Origin of the sequence: Vibrio aestuarianus, assembly GCF_028858425.1 — a bacterium.
Classification (GTDB): Bacteria; Pseudomonadota; Gammaproteobacteria; order Enterobacterales; family Vibrionaceae; genus Vibrio; species Vibrio aestuarianus.
Genome location: NZ_JAKNYQ010000001.1, coordinates 2,993,355 through 3,010,847, shown reverse-complemented (window position 1 = coordinate 3,010,847; position 17,493 = coordinate 2,993,355). Strand labels below are relative to the sequence as shown.

16 protein-coding genes are annotated in these 17,493 nt (G+C 43.7%); all 16 read left to right on the top strand.

Features of this window, described 5'->3' with window-relative positions:
• Positions 1-10 precede the first annotated feature (10 nt).
• The 16 genes from MCT08_RS13720 (at position 11) to MCT08_RS13645 (ending at position 17,367) form a co-directional block, all read left to right on the top strand.
• Positions 11-1,450, top strand: a complete 1,440-nt coding sequence (locus tag MCT08_RS13720) for an MSHA biogenesis protein MshI (protein ID WP_274678628.1) — start codon at positions 11-13, stop codon at positions 1,448-1,450.
• Positions 1,450-2,094: a type II secretion system protein GspM gene (gspM, locus tag MCT08_RS13715; RefSeq protein ID WP_053308827.1), complete on the top strand. Its 645-nt coding sequence runs from the start codon at positions 1,450-1,452 to the stop codon at positions 2,092-2,094. Before MCT08_RS13720 ends, gspM begins: the two co-directional genes overlap by 1 nt.
• Positions 2,084-2,410, top strand: coding sequence for an MSHA biogenesis protein MshK (locus MCT08_RS13710; RefSeq protein ID WP_168523519.1), 327 nt, complete (start codon positions 2,084-2,086; stop codon positions 2,408-2,410). The genes gspM and MCT08_RS13710 overlap by 11 nt, the downstream gene beginning before the upstream one ends.
• A gap of 15 nt (positions 2,411-2,425) precedes the next feature.
• Positions 2,426-4,084, top strand: a complete 1,659-nt coding sequence (gene mshL / locus MCT08_RS13705) for a pilus (MSHA type) biogenesis protein MshL (RefSeq protein ID WP_168523517.1) — start codon at positions 2,426-2,428, stop codon at positions 4,082-4,084.
• A gap of 5 nt (positions 4,085-4,089) precedes the next feature.
• Positions 4,090-4,935, top strand: a complete 846-nt coding sequence (locus tag MCT08_RS13700; protein WP_053308824.1) for an ExeA family protein — start codon at positions 4,090-4,092, stop codon at positions 4,933-4,935.
• Positions 4,932-5,981 carry a tetratricopeptide repeat protein gene (locus MCT08_RS13695; protein WP_171979700.1) on the top strand — a complete coding sequence of 350 codons (1,050 nt, stop codon included), beginning with the start codon at positions 4,932-4,934 and terminating at the stop codon, positions 5,979-5,981. The genes MCT08_RS13700 and MCT08_RS13695 overlap by 4 nt, the downstream gene beginning before the upstream one ends.
• Complete coding sequence (gene mshE, locus MCT08_RS13690) at positions 5,971-7,695, top strand: MSHA fimbrial ATPase MshE (protein ID WP_274678626.1); 1,725 nt, start codon at positions 5,971-5,973, stop codon at positions 7,693-7,695. Before MCT08_RS13695 ends, mshE begins: the two co-directional genes overlap by 11 nt.
• An 8-nt stretch (positions 7,696-7,703) precedes the next feature.
• Positions 7,704-8,927: a type II secretion system F family protein gene (locus MCT08_RS13685; protein ID WP_053308821.1), complete on the top strand. Its 1,224-nt coding sequence runs from the start codon at positions 7,704-7,706 to the stop codon at positions 8,925-8,927.
• A gap of 1 nt (position 8,928) precedes the next feature.
• Positions 8,929-9,423, top strand: a complete 495-nt coding sequence (locus MCT08_RS13680; RefSeq protein ID WP_168523507.1) for an MSHA biogenesis protein MshF — start codon at positions 8,929-8,931, stop codon at positions 9,421-9,423.
• Positions 9,424-9,505: 82 nt separating this feature from the next.
• Positions 9,506-10,081, top strand: coding sequence for a prepilin-type N-terminal cleavage/methylation domain-containing protein (locus MCT08_RS13675; protein WP_171979696.1), 576 nt, complete (start codon positions 9,506-9,508; stop codon positions 10,079-10,081).
• A gap of 38 nt (positions 10,082-10,119) precedes the next feature.
• Positions 10,120-10,593 carry a type II secretion system protein gene (locus MCT08_RS13670; protein ID WP_274678623.1) on the top strand — a complete coding sequence of 158 codons (474 nt, stop codon included), beginning with the start codon at positions 10,120-10,122 and terminating at the stop codon, positions 10,591-10,593.
• Between the two features lie 148 nt (positions 10,594-10,741).
• Positions 10,742-11,239: a type II secretion system protein gene (locus tag MCT08_RS13665; RefSeq protein WP_274678622.1), complete on the top strand. Its 498-nt coding sequence runs from the start codon at positions 10,742-10,744 to the stop codon at positions 11,237-11,239.
• The gene (locus MCT08_RS13660; protein ID WP_274678621.1) at positions 11,229-11,786 is read left to right on the top strand and encodes a prepilin-type N-terminal cleavage/methylation domain-containing protein; all 558 of its coding nucleotides are present in this window, start codon (positions 11,229-11,231) and stop codon (positions 11,784-11,786) included. Before MCT08_RS13665 ends, MCT08_RS13660 begins: the two co-directional genes overlap by 11 nt.
• Positions 11,786-12,556 carry a PilW family protein gene (locus tag MCT08_RS13655; protein ID WP_274678619.1) on the top strand — a complete coding sequence of 257 codons (771 nt, stop codon included), beginning with the start codon at positions 11,786-11,788 and terminating at the stop codon, positions 12,554-12,556. The genes MCT08_RS13660 and MCT08_RS13655 overlap by 1 nt, the downstream gene beginning before the upstream one ends.
• Positions 12,528-12,956 carry an MSHA biogenesis protein MshP gene (locus tag MCT08_RS13650; protein ID WP_274678618.1) on the top strand — a complete coding sequence of 143 codons (429 nt, stop codon included), beginning with the start codon at positions 12,528-12,530 and terminating at the stop codon, positions 12,954-12,956. Before MCT08_RS13655 ends, MCT08_RS13650 begins: the two co-directional genes overlap by 29 nt.
• A 4-nt stretch (positions 12,957-12,960) precedes the next feature.
• Positions 12,961-17,367, top strand: coding sequence for a DUF6701 domain-containing protein (locus MCT08_RS13645; protein ID WP_274678616.1), 4,407 nt, complete (start codon positions 12,961-12,963; stop codon positions 17,365-17,367).
• The last annotated feature ends 126 nt before the right edge of the window (positions 17,368-17,493 follow it).

Here is a 17,493-nt window from a genome sequence, read left to right as displayed (position 1 = left end):
GTGATCCTCAATGAATGTTCAGTCACTGATTGAAAAAATAAAGCCATCAAAAGCGGCTACTAAACAACTTTTTGCTGTTGTACAGCCAGAGGCTATCTATTTCTCCTCGTTAGAGGGCGTTACTTTGCCAAGAGAGGTTCCTCTTGAGGGATCAACGTGGCAGAGTGTATTACTCGATAGCGTAAAGGCGCTTAATGCAAAAGGTTTGGTGGTTCACCTTGTTTTGCACTCCAATCTTTATCAAACCTATCAAATAGAAAAACCTAATTTACCAAAGGAAGAGTGGTCAGTTGCGCTGCCATTTTTACTCAAGGACCTGATTAACGAAAAAGTGACCGAAATCGTTGCTGATGCTTTTTCGTTGCCTATTGGCAATAAAATTCAGGCTTATGTGGTGGCAAAACGTTTGGTTTTGGAGGTGAGTGCATTATTGCAAGCCAACGGTTTGTTACTGGGTAAAGTTATCCCTGAAAGTGAAGTGTGGGCACGAAGTGCTGGGGAACTTGGTAACTTTCTTTTATTGCATCGCAATAAAAATAGCAGTTTTAAATTCGATGCCTTTATTGACCGTAAATGCAGTTTTCAACGCACCATAAGAGGTGTGGTTCCCCCTATAACTGGTGTAGCAAGTTCAGCACTACAACTTGATGGACTAGCCTTAGAGCTGCAACGTTCGATTGATTACCTTTCATCGCAACTGAAAGGTGCCTCGCTTCATCAGTTAAAAGTGCAGTGTGATGAAGAAGATCAACAAGAGTTAGTCGATGCGCTAAATGAGCGTTTAAGCGTTAAAGTCTCTTTATTGGATGAACGCCACCCTGATTCTGTGGATCTTTTGCTCGAAAAAATCACCAGCATTAATGATGAGATGCTAAATCTGTACCCAGAGCATCTCAAACCGAAGAAAGACTATTTTTCTTTATCTGTAGTGGTTGCGGTATGGGGTGGTGTGACATTGTTGATGCTGCTTATGTATGGTGGTTGTCAATGGCAAAATCAGCGTCAACTTCAACAGTTACAAATGGTACAAAGCGAAGCTCAAACACTGAAAGTTCAATTTGATCAAATGAAACAAAAAGCGGATCGCCATAAACCATCAGCGGAGAAAATAGCCGCGATTGAGCGACTTAAGCTTGAAATAAAAGCCAAGCAGGACTCTTTAAATGCCGTGCATCAATTCGATGAATCGCAACAAGTAGGCTATTCAGGAGTGATGCGCTCATTGGCCAAATTAAGTCGCAATGATATTTCATTAACCTCAATCGAGATCGATTCAGACAAGCTTGATCTTCACGGCCTCGCTCGTGAAGCTAAAGTGATTCCTAATTGGTTAAGCCAGTTTAAAAGTGAGCTTAACTTGGTTGGACGCAGCTTTGAGAAGCTGAAAATAGGTCGTAATGAGCAAGACATCATCACCTTTGAGCTTAAAACAACGGAAGGTGATAAATAATGAATTGGCAGGATCTCAATAACAAATTCTCAAAACTTAGCCCGCGCGAGAAAGTGTTAATTGCACTGTGTGGGCTAGTAGTCAGCGTATTGTTGATTTTTAGCGTATTACTGGAACCGACACTGAAGTCAATCACAGCCAATAAATTGCAACTTCAATCGCTTGAGCAAGGCAATCAGCGTATTCAAGGCGATATTCTGTTACTTACTGCTAAACTCAATAAAGATCCAAATCAAGAGATTGATATAGAGTTCAAACAGTTATTAGAGCAAAGCCAAGCGCTGTCACTGGAGTTATCCAAAGTGGTCGACAGCTTGATCACACCAGCGCAAATGGCAGAACAGTTAGAAAGCGTGTTAGCGAACAGTCAAAATTTAAAACTTGTGTCGTTAGAGTCTTTAAGTGCAGAATCGATAGCCAATAACAGTAAAACATCAGAATATTCAGGCTATTATGTCCACCCGGTTCGACTTGAGTTTACTGGGGAATATTTTGCAATTTTAAACTATCTCGCCAGTCTGGAAAGTTTACCAATGAAGTATTACTGGCGTCACTTTCAATACTCGGTGGAAGATTACCCTCAAGCCAGAGTGATCATGGAAGTGTATACGTTAGGGGTTAGACAGGAGTTTATTGGTGGCTAAGGTTGTTTTCTCATTATTGTTGTCGGCTATTGCATTCCATTGTTGGGCAACGCAAGACCCTACCGCACCATTAGGCTGGGTAGAACAAAGTGTTGTTCCCGCTAAAAAGGTGGTTAGCTATCCGCTACCTACTTTGCAAAGTATTACCTGCCAGCAAACGACACCATGTGTTGCCGTGTTGAATGACGAGGTAATCACCGTTGGGGAGTCATTGAGGGGCTATACCGTGCAAGCGATTGAACCTCAACAAGTGACGCTTTCTCGTGGAGGAAGGTTATGGAACTTAGGCCTCTTTTCCCTAGATATTAAGCAGTAAGGTAGTAGAAATCGTATGCGTAAAATCGTATTAGGCGTGTTGATTACATCATTAGTGGGTTGTTCGATGGGACATCGTGATCCAGTAGAGATTAAGCAATCTTTAAATCAGTCGATTAATGAATCGAATGGCCGAAACTTAGACGCGCTTCCTCCTTCTGTGGAAGCTGACCTTATGCCTGACATTGAAGGGGTAACACCACGCAGCCAAGAAACGGTGAAGCGTTTTCGAATTAAAGCCAATAATGTTGAGGCAAAAGCCTTCTTTGCCAGTTTGGTCAAAGGAACAGAATTTAGTGCTGCTATTCACCCTAATGTTGAAGGACGTGTAACGGTTAACTTAACCGATGTCACACTTGATGATGTGCTATCGGTTGTACGCGATATGTATGGATTTGAAATCACCAAAAAAGGCAAAGTGATTCAAGTCTATCCGGCGGGTTTACGTACGGTGACGATTCCGGTCGACTATTTGCAGCTCAAGCGCACAGGTCGCTCGCTGACATCGATTACTACCGGTACCATCACTAACACTGATACGGGCTCGAATAACAATTCTAATTCATCCAATAGTTCCAATAGCAGTTCGAATTCAAATAGTAGCTCATCGACGACCACTAAAGGTGGCACTGAGATTGAAACTATCAGTGAGAGTGACTTTTGGCCGCAGTTAGAAAAAGCCGTTTTGCAGTTGATTGGTTCAGGGCAGGGACAAAGTGTTGTCGTAACGCCTCAAGCCAGTGTGATTACGGTTCGAGCTTACCCTGATGAAATTCGCGAAGTGCGCAATTTTCTCGGGATTTCTCATGATCGAATGCAACGCCAGGTCATTTTAGAAGCCAAAATTCTAGAAGTCACATTAAGTGATGGATACCAGCAAGGTATCAATTGGTCGAAGATGTTCACCTCAAATGGTACCAATTATACTATTGGGGCTGGCAGTATCGTCAAAGATGTCGCTGGAAATATTTTACCGGCAGCTTTACCAGGACTAGATTCGATCGGCGCATTACTGGGTGGCCAGTCAAATGTTGTGATATCAAGCGGTAGCTTTGATGCCGTGTTGAGCTTTATGGGTACACAAGGTGATCTCAATGTTCTTTCTAGCCCACGAGTAACGGCATCCAATAACCAAAAAGCAGTGATTAAAGTTGGGGCTGATGAATATTATGTGACTGATTTATCGAGTGTAGTGGGTAATGGTGATAACTCAAATGTTGCACCTGAAGTTGAATTAACGCCATTCTTTTCTGGTATTTCTCTGGATGTGACACCGCAAATTGATGACCAAGGGAATGTATTCCTCCATGTTCATCCTGCGGTTATTGAAGTCGAGCAGCAGAGTAAAGAAATTGATTATGGTGAGACGAAAATCATTTTACCTCTAGCAAAAAGCACGATTCGAGAGTCTGACTCCATTATTCGAGCTCAGGATGGCGATGTTGTGGTCATTGGTGGTTTGATGAAGTCCAACAATATAAATCAAGTTTCTAAAGTACCATTTTTAGGTGACATTCCTGCACTTGGGCACTTATTTAGAAATACATCTAAAATCACACAAAAAACAGAACTGGTCATTTTGCTTAAACCAACCGTCGTTGGTGTCAATACTTGGCAAAAAGAGCTCGAACGTTCACGTGAATTGCTGCAGGAGTGGTTCCCAGACGAAGAATAAACACCATGTATCTTGAGCATTTTGGCTTTGAGCAATTACCTTTTCACTTAACGCCCAATACCTCGTTGTTTTTGGGGTTAGCCCCACATTATGAAGCGATTCAGACGGTGAGTGCTGCGATTGAGTTAGGTGAGGGGGTGATCAAGATAACGGGTGAAGTGGGGACGGGCAAGACCATGGTTTGCCGAATGTTGATCAATCACCTGCAACCACATATCGAGTTAATTTACCTGCCCAACCCCGCCTTAAATGGTCGAGAACTGCGGCAAGCGGTTGCGAATGAATTAGGGCTGGGCAAACAAAATGAAGCCGATATTGTTGACCAAATTCAGAAGCAACTGATTTCGCTCAAGCAGCAAGGAAAAAGAGTGGTCGCTATCGTTGATGAAGCGCAGGCCTTACCTGACGATGCATTAGAAATATTAAGGTTATTTGGTAACTTAGAAACTGAATACACCAAATTACTGCAATTGGTTTTGATAGGGCAACCCGAGTTGGATGAGCGTTTAGCACAGCACCATTTGCGACAATTTCGTCAGCGGATAACATTTAGTGCCTCTCTGCGACCTTTATCATTAGATGAGTCTGTCGCTTATGTCGATAGCCGTCTCACTAAATCTGGCGCTAAAACGGAACTGTTTAGTCTTGAGCAGAAAAAAGCCATCTGGCGATCAAGTCATGGAATACCACGTTTGATTAATCAAGTTTGTCATAAAGCACTGTTGCTCGCATTTACTCAGGGGCAATCGAGTATTGATAATCAACACCTATTTACAGCTATTCACGACACTTTTGATACCTGTAAGCCTAAGTTTAAACGCCCTTTTATTTGGGGATGGAGTCAGTCATGAGTGCTATTAATAATGCGCTATCCGAACTTGCACAGCAACGCCCGACGATGGCGAGCCTTGAACAAGCAAAGGTTGCCAAAGTAAAGCGCAGCCGAGCTTGGTTATGGTTAGTTGCCGGCTTTGCTGCCAGTTTAGCGGTTGGTGGTTGGGCTGTTTCACAGCAGCAAGTGACGGTTAGCGAGCAAGTCAGCACATTGACAACCCCCATTGCTTTTAGTGAGCAAGAGGTTCCGTCACCAACCAAAAAAATAGTGACCAATGATGGTCAGGTTTATTCAGTGCCCTCGGTACAGTCTCGCACTGATTCTAAATCACATGTTGAAGTGCAGCGTGTGCCTTCTCATGCTGAACCAGAAAAAAATGCACCGATTAAGATTGCGCAAGTTGCGTCAATACCAGAGGCTTCTGTGATTGTCGATACATCTAGTGTGATGATCGAACAAGTCGAGTTAACCCCACAGCAACTTGCAGAAAAAGCGATGCAGCGCGCCGCTAAAGCGGTAGACAGTAATTCACTGAAAGAAGCCTTAGATTCGTACAATGAAGTATTGCGTTACACTCCTGATAATGACATTGCTCGCCAAAAATTGGCTGCTTTATATTACGGTAAAGGTGATGCACGCAAGGCTTTCGATATCTTGCAGGCTGGTATCAAATCGAATTATGAAGGTGAAGCGTTACGTATTGCTTTGGCTAAATTACTGCTTAAAGAAAAGCAAACAGAGGCAGCATTAACCCCATTAGTGCACTTACCGCATAATCCTTCCGTGGACTATCTTGCGCTGCGGGCAGCGTTAGCACAAAAAGTGAAACAAGATACGATGGCTTTGGAAAGCTACCAATCTTTAGTCAAGCTAGACAGTGAGAATGCTCGCTGGTGGCTTGGGCTTGCTATTACCCAAGAGCGAAATATGGATTTAAGCGCAGCTAAATACTCTTATCAACAATCACTCACTAAAGTCGGGCTCTCTAATCAGTCACAGCTGTTTATTCGTGATCGCCTGAAAGTGCTCGGTAGTTTAGAGGAGAGTACAAATGCAAATTAAGTTACGTAAACGGCTGGGCGATCTGCTGGTTGAAGAAGGCATCATTACTGAAGAGCAGGTCGAACAAGCGCTTGCCGCGCAAAAAAACACCGGTCGTAAACTCGGTGACACCCTGATCGAACTTGGCTTTTTATCGGAACAGCAAATGTTGAGCTTTTTGTCTCAGCAGCTTTCTCTGCCTTTAATTGATTTGAGCAGAGCGAACGTCGATATTGATGCGGTGCAACTACTGCCTGAAGTTCATGCGCGCCGTCTACGTGCTCTAGTTATTGGTCAAAATGGCGACACACTGCGCGTGGCAATGAGTGATCCTGCGGATCTCTTTGCCCAAGAATCACTGTTAACTCAACTGCCTCAATATCGTTTTGAATTTGCTATCGCACCTGAAAAACAACTGGTTGAAGGGTTTGACCGTTATTACCGCCGTACAAAAGAAATTGCCTCCTTTGCCGAACAGTTACAGCTTGAGCACCAAGGTAACGATGCATTTGATTTTGATATTGGTGGAGACGATAGTGATGAAGTTACGGTTGTTAAGCTGATTAACTCACTATTTGAAGATGCGATTCAAGTCGGGGCATCGGATATTCACATCGAACCGGATGCCAATGTGTTGCGTTTGCGTCAGCGTATTGATGGCGTATTGCATGAAACCCTCCTCAATGAAACTAACATTGCTTCTGCGTTAGTACTGCGTTTAAAGCTGATGGCAAACCTGGATATTTCAGAAAAACGCCTGCCACAAGATGGTCGTTTTAATATCCGAGTTAAAGGCCAATCGGTCGATATTCGTATGTCTACCATGCCAGTGCAATATGGTGAGTCTGTGGTGATGCGCTTGCTCAATCAGTCTTCTGGAGTTCGTAAGCTAGAAGAATCAGGTATTCCCGATGATCTGCTTAAGCGCTTGCGTCGCCAACTGAAACGTCCACATGGCATGATCTTAGTCACCGGACCAACCGGCTCAGGTAAAACCACCACCTTGTACGGTGCGTTGTCCGAACTCAATGTTCCGGGCAAAAAAATCATTACTGCTGAAGATCCAGTCGAGTATCGTTTACCGCGTGTTAACCAAGTACAAATCAATACCAAAATTGATCTCGATTTTTCAAAAGTACTCAGAACCTTTTTGCGTCAAGACCCAGATATCATTCTCGTTGGGGAGATGCGTGATCAAGAAACTGTTGAAATTGGCTTGCGTGCAGCACTAACCGGTCATTTGGTGCTCAGTACGTTGCACACCAACGATGCGGTCGACAGTGCTTTACGGATGATGGATATGGGCGCGCCAGGTTACTTAGTAGCCAGTGCCGTACGTGCTGTAGTGGCACAGCGTTTGGTGCGTAAAGTGTGCCCAGATTGTAAGACCAATGATGACGTCGATGAGGCTCGTAAGCAGTGGTTAGCGGTTCGTTTCCCAAACCAAGTCGAGGCGACATTTACCCACGGTCGCGGTTGTCAAAACTGTAATTTAACCGGATACCGTGGTCGAATTGGTGTGTTTGAAATGCTCGAGCTGGAACACGGTATGATGGATGCTTTAAGGTCGAATGATGCGGTTGGCTTTGCCGCTGCTGCGCGTCAATCCGAGCAGTATAAACCACTGCTGGCATCAGCGATGGAATTTGCGTTGCAAGGTATCGTCAGTTTAGATGAAGTGATGAGCTTGGGTGAAGGTGATTCATCGGGCGTCATCCAAGCGATTTATTTATAGGATAACCAATGCCAACTTATCGCTATCAAGGCCGAAATTTAGATGGCAGTAAAGCCTCTGGGCAAGTGGAAGCTCCAACTGAAGAGCTAGCCGCTGAAGCGTTATTTAACAAGGGGGTTATTCCGACGCTTATCTCATCAGATAAGGGAGCCTCTGGCTTTAGTGTTGACTGGAAAAGCGTATTCACACCAGCAGTACCGCTCGAAGTATTGGTGATATTTTGTCGTCAACTTTATAGCTTAACCAAAGCTGGTGTGCCGTTATTACGCTCAATGAAAGGGTTAATCCAAAATTGCGCTAATAAACAGTTGAAAGAAGCATTAGAAGAGGTCAGTGCAGAATTGACAAACGGGCGTAGTTTGTCTGGCTCAATGCAATTACACCCTAAAGTATTTAGCCCATTATTCGTCTCTATGATTCAGGTCGGGGAGAATACAGGCCGACTTGATGAGGCGTTATTGCAACTTTCTCACTATTACGAACAAGAAGTGGAAACTCGTAAGCGGATTAAAACGGCAATGCGTTATCCAACGTTTGTGATTAGCTTTATCGTGGTCGCATTATTTATTCTCAACATTAAAGTGATACCTCAATTTTCCAGTATGTTTAGTCGTTTTGGTGTCGACTTGCCACTACCGACGCGTATTTTGATTGGTATGTCAGATTTTTTTGTCAACTATTGGCCAATGATGGTCGGCGTTATTATTGGTGGTTTATTTGGATTTAGAGCGTGGTTGAATACCGCTGCCGGTCGTGAGAAATGGGATAAATTTCGCCTGCGGATGCCCATAGTCGGTGGCATAGTCAACAGAGCGCAGCTTGCGCGTTTTTCTCGCACCTTCGCGTTAATGTTGAAAGCAGGTATACCGCTTAACCAAGCTGTCGCTTTATCTGCAGAAGCATTAGATAACAAGTTTTTAGAGTCTCGGCTATTGGAAATGAAAGCCGCGATTGAAGCAGGGACAAGCGTGTCAGCTACAGCAATTAATGCGCAGATCTTTACCCCATTAGTCATTCAGATGATTTCAGTGGGTGAAGAAACGGGACGTATTGATGAGTTGTTGCTGGAAGTCGCTGATTTCTATGATCGAGAAGTGGATTACGATCTTAAAACATTAACGGCTCGCATCGAACCGATTTTATTGGTGATTGTCGCTGGTATGGTATTAGTGCTAGCACTCGGTATTTTCTTACCAATGTGGGGCATGTTAGACGCGATTAAAGGTCGTTAATGTGAAAACAGCGATAGAGCGCTCCCAGTTCGTGATTTGGCTTTTTCTGGTACTCATTTTGTTGCTTTCATTTTTATTTGTTTGGAAGTCAATCGAGCAGGAGGCGAACCAAACGGCTTTTGCGGTTGCACGTAACCGAATTGTTGAAAGTGCCAATCTCTATAAACAAAACTGGTTACTAAAAGGTCAGCCTTTAATTCTGAATATGGATGGTCAACAGTTAACAATGAGCAAGGCCGGGTGGGTACTGCCATTGTTTAATAATGAGGCAACGGTAATCGATGAGGCTAAGGATGAATCACCAATGCTCAATTGCCAGCATTGGCTACACTTACTGTACCCTGATGAAAAAGTGCTAGAAAGCCGTGTGGTTGCGATTGATGCTAAAATTGAAACTAACCAATACCAATGTCGCTATCATTACAGCCAAAAACAAGTGATAACTATTGAAATTTTGAGTGATAAGTTTACCGTTAGCGTCGATTTTCCGGCATAGTAAGATAAATTGTCACTTAACATAGAGTTATGTGAAAATATGCGCGTATAATACGTCGTACTGATAATAAATGGGTAGAAGCATGCATAACAAGCAAACCGGTTTCTCTTTGGTTGAATTAGTGGTTGTCATTGTGGTAGTCGGCTTACTTGCCGTTGCTGCGTTGCCTCGTTTCTTAGATGTAACTGATGAAGCCAAAAAAGCCAGTATTGAAGGTGTCGCTGGTGGTTATGCTACTGGTGTGTTGTCGGCTCGTGCTCAGTGGGAGGCACAAGCGAGAACATCGGTGACGCTGGGCGCTGAGAAACAAAATACCGTCAATTATGATGGGGTAAACTTTTGGCTAACTCGTTCGGAAGACAGCAGTGGGGCATCAACCGGCTTTCGTGATGGTTATCCAATTGCGTTGAATACCGATAATACTAGTTACCCTAGTGCTATTACTGACCAAGCATGTATTGATTTAATGGATAATTTATTACAAAACCCACCAAAAGTTGACACAGTCGCTAATGCTGCGACTAACTCTGACGTAAAATACTCAGCACAAGCCGATACCGGTTTATCCACTTGTACTTATGTACAACAAGAGGGCGGAACCGCACACCAGTTTGTGTACGAAATCAAAACAGGTCGTGTGACCGTAACTTTGCAGTAAGTCTGCGCATTTAATTTAAACATAGAGAGAAGGTAACTATGAAAAGACAAGGCGGTTTCACCCTTATTGAACTAGTGGTGGTAATTGTAATTTTGGGTATTTTGGCGGTTACCGCAGCACCTCGTTTCTTGAATTTGCAAAATGATGCTCGTAAGTCATCCCTACAAGGCCTAAAAGGTGCTTTAGATGGTGCCGCTGGTATTGTATATGGTAAAGCAGCAATTGAAGGTCTAGAAACAAAGAGTTCTGCAACCAAGACTAAAGATGGCATTGAAACTATTTATGGCTATCCAACAGCTAGTGCTGATGGTATCGCTGAGGCGGTGGTTGGTTTAAGTAGTGATTGGACGTCTCAAGTCTCAGGTTCAAGCCCTGCGGCTTACCTGATTACGTTTAAAGATAGCAAGCTTACAGATGCGTCTTCTGTTGCAAATACAAATTGCTATGTCACTTATACAGAGGCAACTAGTTCTGCAGTCTATTCCACATCAGTAAGTTCTGGCGGTTGTTAAGTTTTTGAATAAAGGCCAGCATTGCTGGCCTTTATTATATCTATCTGATCGACCCAGCTCTTCTCGCAATAAAACCCAGCAAAATTTAGGTCTAACTCCGCTATTTCTTATATAATCTAAGCACTTATTTTTTGTTTGAGGCATTGTGATGCGACAACGTTTAGTGAAGCAGTCGGCTTTTACCTTGATCGAACTGATTGTCGTTATTCTACTACTTAGCATTGTCTCTGTTTATGCGGCGAGCCGCTACAGTGGTGTTTCCACATTTTCTACCATTACGACGCAAAGTGAAGTTCTGGCCTCATTACGTTTAACGCAAAACCGTGCCATGCAGCGCACGGGCTATTGTAACCGCTGGTTGGTCAGTAATAATCAAGCGCAACAAGTGTCTCCTTCCGTTTCTGCTGGTGCTTGCACCACCTCACTACCCAATCCGTCGACAGACAGCAGTTTTGTTGATGCGGCAGCAAACGATATTACCCTGACATTGACCAACAACGACGGTAGCCACTATTTTGATTTTGATAGCTTAGGGCGCGCCGCTCAATGCCTTGCCGCTCAATGTACAGTGACAGTAAGCAACCCCCAGTCTGGAGAGTCTCGCCAAGTGTGCATCAATAGTGAAGGGTTTATTTATGGCTGCTAAGCGAAAAACAGGCTTTACCTTAATCGAGATGATCATTGTGATCACCTTGATTGCGATTGCTATGACCGGCATCACCGCTGCGCTTTATCCGCGTTCTCAGCAGAGTGCTGAACAGGTATTGGCGGTGAAAGCGGCTGAGCTTGGTCGCGCCGTATTAGATGAGGTAATGGGCCGCGCTTTTGACGAAAACTCTGGCCCCAATGGTGGGGTGCCGGAGTGTGTATTGGTGACTACCACAGGGCGAGAAACTTGCACCTTGCCGAGTGCGCTTGGGCCTGACGCTGGTGAAAATGCGAATACGCTTTATAACGATGTTGATGATTTTCATGGCTTAACTGGTTCAGTTAAAGATGTATTAGGCGCTGATATTAGTGCTGATTACCAACGTTATAACGTTGAGATTAAAGTGTTTTATGAACAAAACAGTAGTGGTGTTATGACTGGGCAAGATGCAGGCACGATAACCGACTATAAACGAATAGCAGTAGTGATCATCGACCCTAGTGGTAACCGCTATCCTTTCGCTGCCACGAGGGGAAACTTTTAATGCGTGGTTTTACCCTGATTGAAATGGTGATTTCCATCATTCTTTTATCTGTTGTTGGGCTGTTTTTAGGTTCAGTAATTAGTCAAGGGATGGGCATTTATGTCGATACCACCGCGCGCGAAGCGCTTATCCAACAAGGGCGTTTTATTACTGAACGTTTAAGCCGAGAATTAAGAGAAGCGGTACCCAACAGTGTTCTGGTGGAAAATGACTGTATTGAGTTTTTACCTATCACCAATAGCGCGATTTACAATACCCTTCCTTCCCCTCAAGCGGCATCAAGTGCGATTCGTATTCTGCCTATAAATAAAAGCGTCTCGAAAGGAGAGCGACTCGTCGTTTATCCAACCAATGCGGCATTATTACGTCAAGCCCCTTCGGTAAATGGGCAGGTGGCAGAAGTGGATGCTGATGTTGAGTTTACCGATGTGAACCGTGCCACTATGGTTGATGTCTCGCTGACTCAAGCGACCGGTTTTTCAATTCAATCTCCGGCTAAGCGACTCTATTTTTATCGTGCCCCGGTCGCCTTTTGTTATCAAAATCAGCGTATTTATCGTTACGCTAACTACCCTTTAAATCGCACTGCACTAACACCGAGTCAGCTTGGTAGTGGGGTGCTGGTAGCTGAAAATATTAGCCAAGCCAGTTTTCAAGTTACACAGCCTGAGTTGCAACGAAATGGGTTAATTAAAATTGAATTAACGTTTTCTGACCGTGGTGAGGAGATCAAGTTTGACCATGATGCGCTTATCTACAACACGCCATAGGCAACAAGGCAGCGGTTTGGTGTTAGTTATTTTTATCATTGTGGTGGTGGGCTTTGTTGCTGCGGTTGCCAACCGAAATCAACAACGCAATAGCCAACAATTGGTATCAATGGTCTTAGGCACAAGAGCCGAAATGACCGCCCGCTCTGCGATGCAAATTGATATTAGCCGTTTTTATAGCCCACAGGCACAAGGAAGCTGCCAGCTTGGTACTGATAGTAACTATACTTTTAAAGGTGAAGGGCTTGAGCGGTGTGAGGCAAAGGTATCTTGTCGTTCAATTGGTGTGTTGGATGATAGTGGATATCAGGTCTATCAATTAGAGAGTATCGGAACCTGTAAAGCAGGAGATAATATCTACCAAAGAATTATTGAGGCTGGAATTCGTGATGATAGCTAGGCAATTGGGTCAGTTTACATTTTGTATTTTAATGTTGTGCTTTGCCAGTTTAGCTAAAGCACTGGCACCGATTGATGAGTCTGTCTATTTCCCGAATAGCGCACAAGGGCATGCCGTAAGTGGCAGTTGCAGTAATATTTCCGGTTCACAATTGACTCAATATGGTCGTTCACAGATCAAAGGTACATATGGCGTTGATTTACCATTTTGTACTATAAACACAAGCAATGAGAGACCGGACAGCAGTTGTGATGATAGTGCTGGTAATGGTGTGCTTTGTAATGTGTCAGGCTCTCCAACGCCAGAGTTAAATTTAGACAATTTTAAAAATAATAACGGTGGTAGCTCAATCGGTTACTGTGATTCTGGGGACCGCTTATCCATTAATGACCCCAATACACAGGATATTTCTTTATACAGTAATTGCACTTTAGAGTTTGATAGTTCAAGAACGGAATATCGAGTGAATTCACTGGCGATGGGCAGCAATGCTGAAGTGATACTTCATACTGGTGATTATTGGTTTAATTCGCTGCAACTCAATGGCAGCAGCAAGATAATCGCAAATGGTGATGTGAGAATTTTCGTTAATGGCAATATCGCATTAAATACAGCAGCTACTATTGAAGCCTCGATTAATAGTAACGTTCAAGTCATTGGATATAGCGGTGCTGCGCTCGAAGGTGACACACAAATAACGGGTGATTTATATATATCGGAGACTTTGAATCTCTATAATTCAGCCAGAATTGTCGGTCGTACCAATAGCCGTAAATTGATAATGACTGATGATGCAGTCATCGAGGGCAGTAATACCCTGCCATCGAATCCTGTCATGTGGTTAAAAATGGATGAGGACAGTTGGGATAATCTTCAAGGCACTGTTGCTGATAGCTCGGGAAATAATCTTCATGGCCGAGCGATTAATGGAGCGAGCACTGCACAGAATTCGCCTGCCTTACCTGAGATTAATAACTCAGGGACATGTGGTTATGGTGAGTTTACACATGCACGCAATCAGTATGTAGAGGTGCCATACGATAACAAATTGGATCTGGATAAAGAGTTAACGATTTCAGCATGGGTGTATCCGAAGAGTCGCCCTAATGGCGGCTTATACAGCATCTTATCTAAAGATAACAACTATGAATTTCATATAAACTCAGCAGGTTATGTCTATTGGTGGTGGCAAGAAAAAAATGGTTCAACCCGTTCTTTAGCCAGTACATCACGCATTCCTAATGGCCAATGGAGCCACGTTACTATTCGCTATAATTTTAAAAATAGCAGTGCAAGTATTTTTATTAATGGTGTGTTGGCGGGGTCTCGAACATCGAATCAAAACAAACAACTGCAAACCAATAATCTCCCTTTGCAAATAGGGCAAGATCAAAATTTTTCTGGGCGTGCGTTTGATGGATATATTGATGAGGTTTTGATCTTTAATCGTTCATTAACAGACCAGCAAGTTTGGGACCTTTATAACCAGCGTCACCTATGTGGAGGTCTCACGCCAAGTTGTTTTACCGATGATTTTCAAAGCAAACCTTTGGATGAGCAGTGGCGCGTTTTTAGTAGTAGCGGTGCATTTACCCCCTCAATCGTTAACCAGCGTTTACGTTTGACTCAGGCGGTGAGGAATCAAGCCACCGCTTCAACCTTCCAACGTATATTTCCAGCAGCGAATAACAAAATTGATGTTGAGTTTGATTATTTTGCTTACGGAGGTTCGGGAGCTGATGGCGTAGCCATCGTCTTTTCTGATGCGAGTATAACTCCACAAGTGGGAGCATTTGGTGGCCCGTTAGGTTATGGCTATAAAACTTATGAGCAGAAGCCGGGGTTTGCGGGTGGCTGGCTGGGGATTGGTATTGATGAATTTGGTAACTATTCCATCGAGGGCGGCCCTGATGGGCCGGGGCGTCGAAGACAAGCCGTTGCACTGAGAGGCTCCGGTAGTGGTTATAGTGGTTACGGTTATTTAGCCGGTACTTGTAATAATGGTTCACAAAACAGTAATGGCGACTGCTTAAATCCTAAAATCGATAGCAATAATGGTAACCCTTTACATCGTTATCAAATCTCGATCGATTCGACGCAATCGGGTGTATCTAATGTCACCATCAAACGCAAAGTGGGATCAAATAATTGGGAAACATTAATTGGACCTATTAACGTCTTAAGCTTTGCTGGGCAAAGTAATGTTCCTGATGATCTGTTACTTTCCATTACAGGGTCAACGGGAGGCTCAACTAATTATCATGAAATTGATAATTTTGAAGTATGTGCGCTCGATTCACGACCAGTTGGAGAGCAGATTAATCACTTCCGTATCTCTTTGCCTGCGCAAGGGTTAACTTGTGCCGCTTCTGATGTTTCTATAAAAGCGTGTGCCGACGACAGCTGTAATAATTTATTCACTGATCCCGTGACGGCTTATCTAATACCGAATTCCTTGCCAAGCGCCAGTGGTGGTTGGGTGGATGGCTCAACATTATCGTTTAGCAATGGTGTCGGCAATGCTCAATTAAGGCGTAACAGTGCAGGTAATGTCACTGTTGGTGTATCTGGATCTATTCCTACAGCGATCGCCTTCAATGATACGTTATGTAGCCATAATGGTGATGCTGGTCCATTTTCGACTAACAATTGCACCATCACTTTTGCTGACAGTGGTTTTATTTTGGATGTGCCGAATTCTTATGCCAATCAAACGGTAGCAGGAACCATTAAAGCGGTACGTAAAGACAATGTTTCGCAACAGTGTTTGCCTAGCTTCCAGAATGTACCGAAATCCGTTTCTTTTTGGAGTGATTACTTGAGTCCAAGTGCAGGGCAAGGTTTCACAGCTAACACCGTTGGAGTGAATAATGTTGCTGTAGGGCAATCATCAAATTCTTCGGTTCCGGTCACTCTCAATTTCAACCAAAATGGCGAGGCGAGCATTAGTGTCTCTTATCGTGACGCAGGTAGCCTCGCTTTAAATGCACGTTTTGATGGTAGTGGAGAAGAGCAGGATTTAACGCTCACAGGACAAGATAGTTTTGTTCGTGTCCCTCGTGCTTTAGTGCTCAGTGCAACTAATTATTATGGTGATGATGGAGCGTGTCCAAGTGCCGATATGAGCTGTAATATTTTTGCTAGGGCTGATGAAAACTTCAATCTGCACGTCAAGGCGGTAGCGGCTGAACCCGTTGAAGATAATGATTTCACCAATAATCTTGGTGTGACAAATTATCAGCAAACAAATATTGAGCTCTCGCATACACTAATAGAGCCGGCAACTGGCGTGCCGGGTAATCTTGGTGAAGTGGAATACAATCATCAATTGGGCAGTTCAACCACTGTGCTACAAAAAGTGAGTGAAGTTGGAGCATTTGATTTTTCTTTGCTGTCGCCGACTTCTTACCTTGGCGTTGATTTATTAGCGGAAAATTTACCAATTACTATGGTATCAACGGGGCCCGTTGGGCGTTTTATTCCCGCTTACTTTTCTCCAACCTCGGTTGTGGCAAGCCTAAAGGCTGAATGTAAGCTTACTTCTTCAAGCACGGAATCCTTTAGCTATTTAGGACAACCTTTTGGGTATCAAGAAAATCCTGGTGTCTACTTAAACCCAAGATCCGCGTTAGGCAGTAAAACGGTCAATTATTTTGACAGTACTTGGTGGCGTTATAACCAACAGTGGGATAATCGTGTCTATGAGGATACCGTGCATGATTTATCAATCAGCTTTGATAAAGATGCGACTAGCGTAAACCGAATTAACGCGGGGGATTCTCGTATTGAGCTTTTAGGCGAAGAGTTAATTTATCAAAAACCACCACAGGCGATTGTCCCTTTTAATAGCAAACTAGAGCTTACTCTCGCTGCGTCCGATCTTACTGATCTCGATGGTGTTTGTTATAGGGCGACGGCAAGCAGCCCTTGTATAGACTATACGATTGCCGATATTGATAACGAAATGAAACTGCGTTGGGGAAAACTGGTGATCCACGACACTTACGGCCCAGAAACCGCACCGTTATTGCAGCAGGTGGTGAGTGAATATTATTCGACAAATGGTTTTGTCATTAACAGTTTCGATAGTTGTACTCAGTTGCCAGACATTGCGAACTTCACTTTAACAGCGACGGATCTGACTTTAGGCTCGGGTGGGCCACCGGCTGTGGAGGCGACCTTAACGAATCGTACATTATCATCTGGTGTGACAACGATTAAATTTTCTGCTCCAGGTGCGGGGGAGCAAGGATTTATTGATACCTTACTCGATCTTGATGCCAATGGTTTACCCTGGTTACGCATCGATGAAAATCAAGATGGCAGTTTTGAAAACGACGTTTCGGGACGAGTTCAATTTGGTTTATACCGAGGTAGTGATCGCGTTATCTGGTGGCGCGAAAGAAATTAATCGAAGAATGAGTTCAATTTAGAGCGTTTTTTCCTACCTAAGTTAGGGATCTGTTAGAAATTACGGGTTTCGGTTCATGTTTATGTAGCAATGCCTTGCTGTGATGGCGAGGCATTGGTACATTTA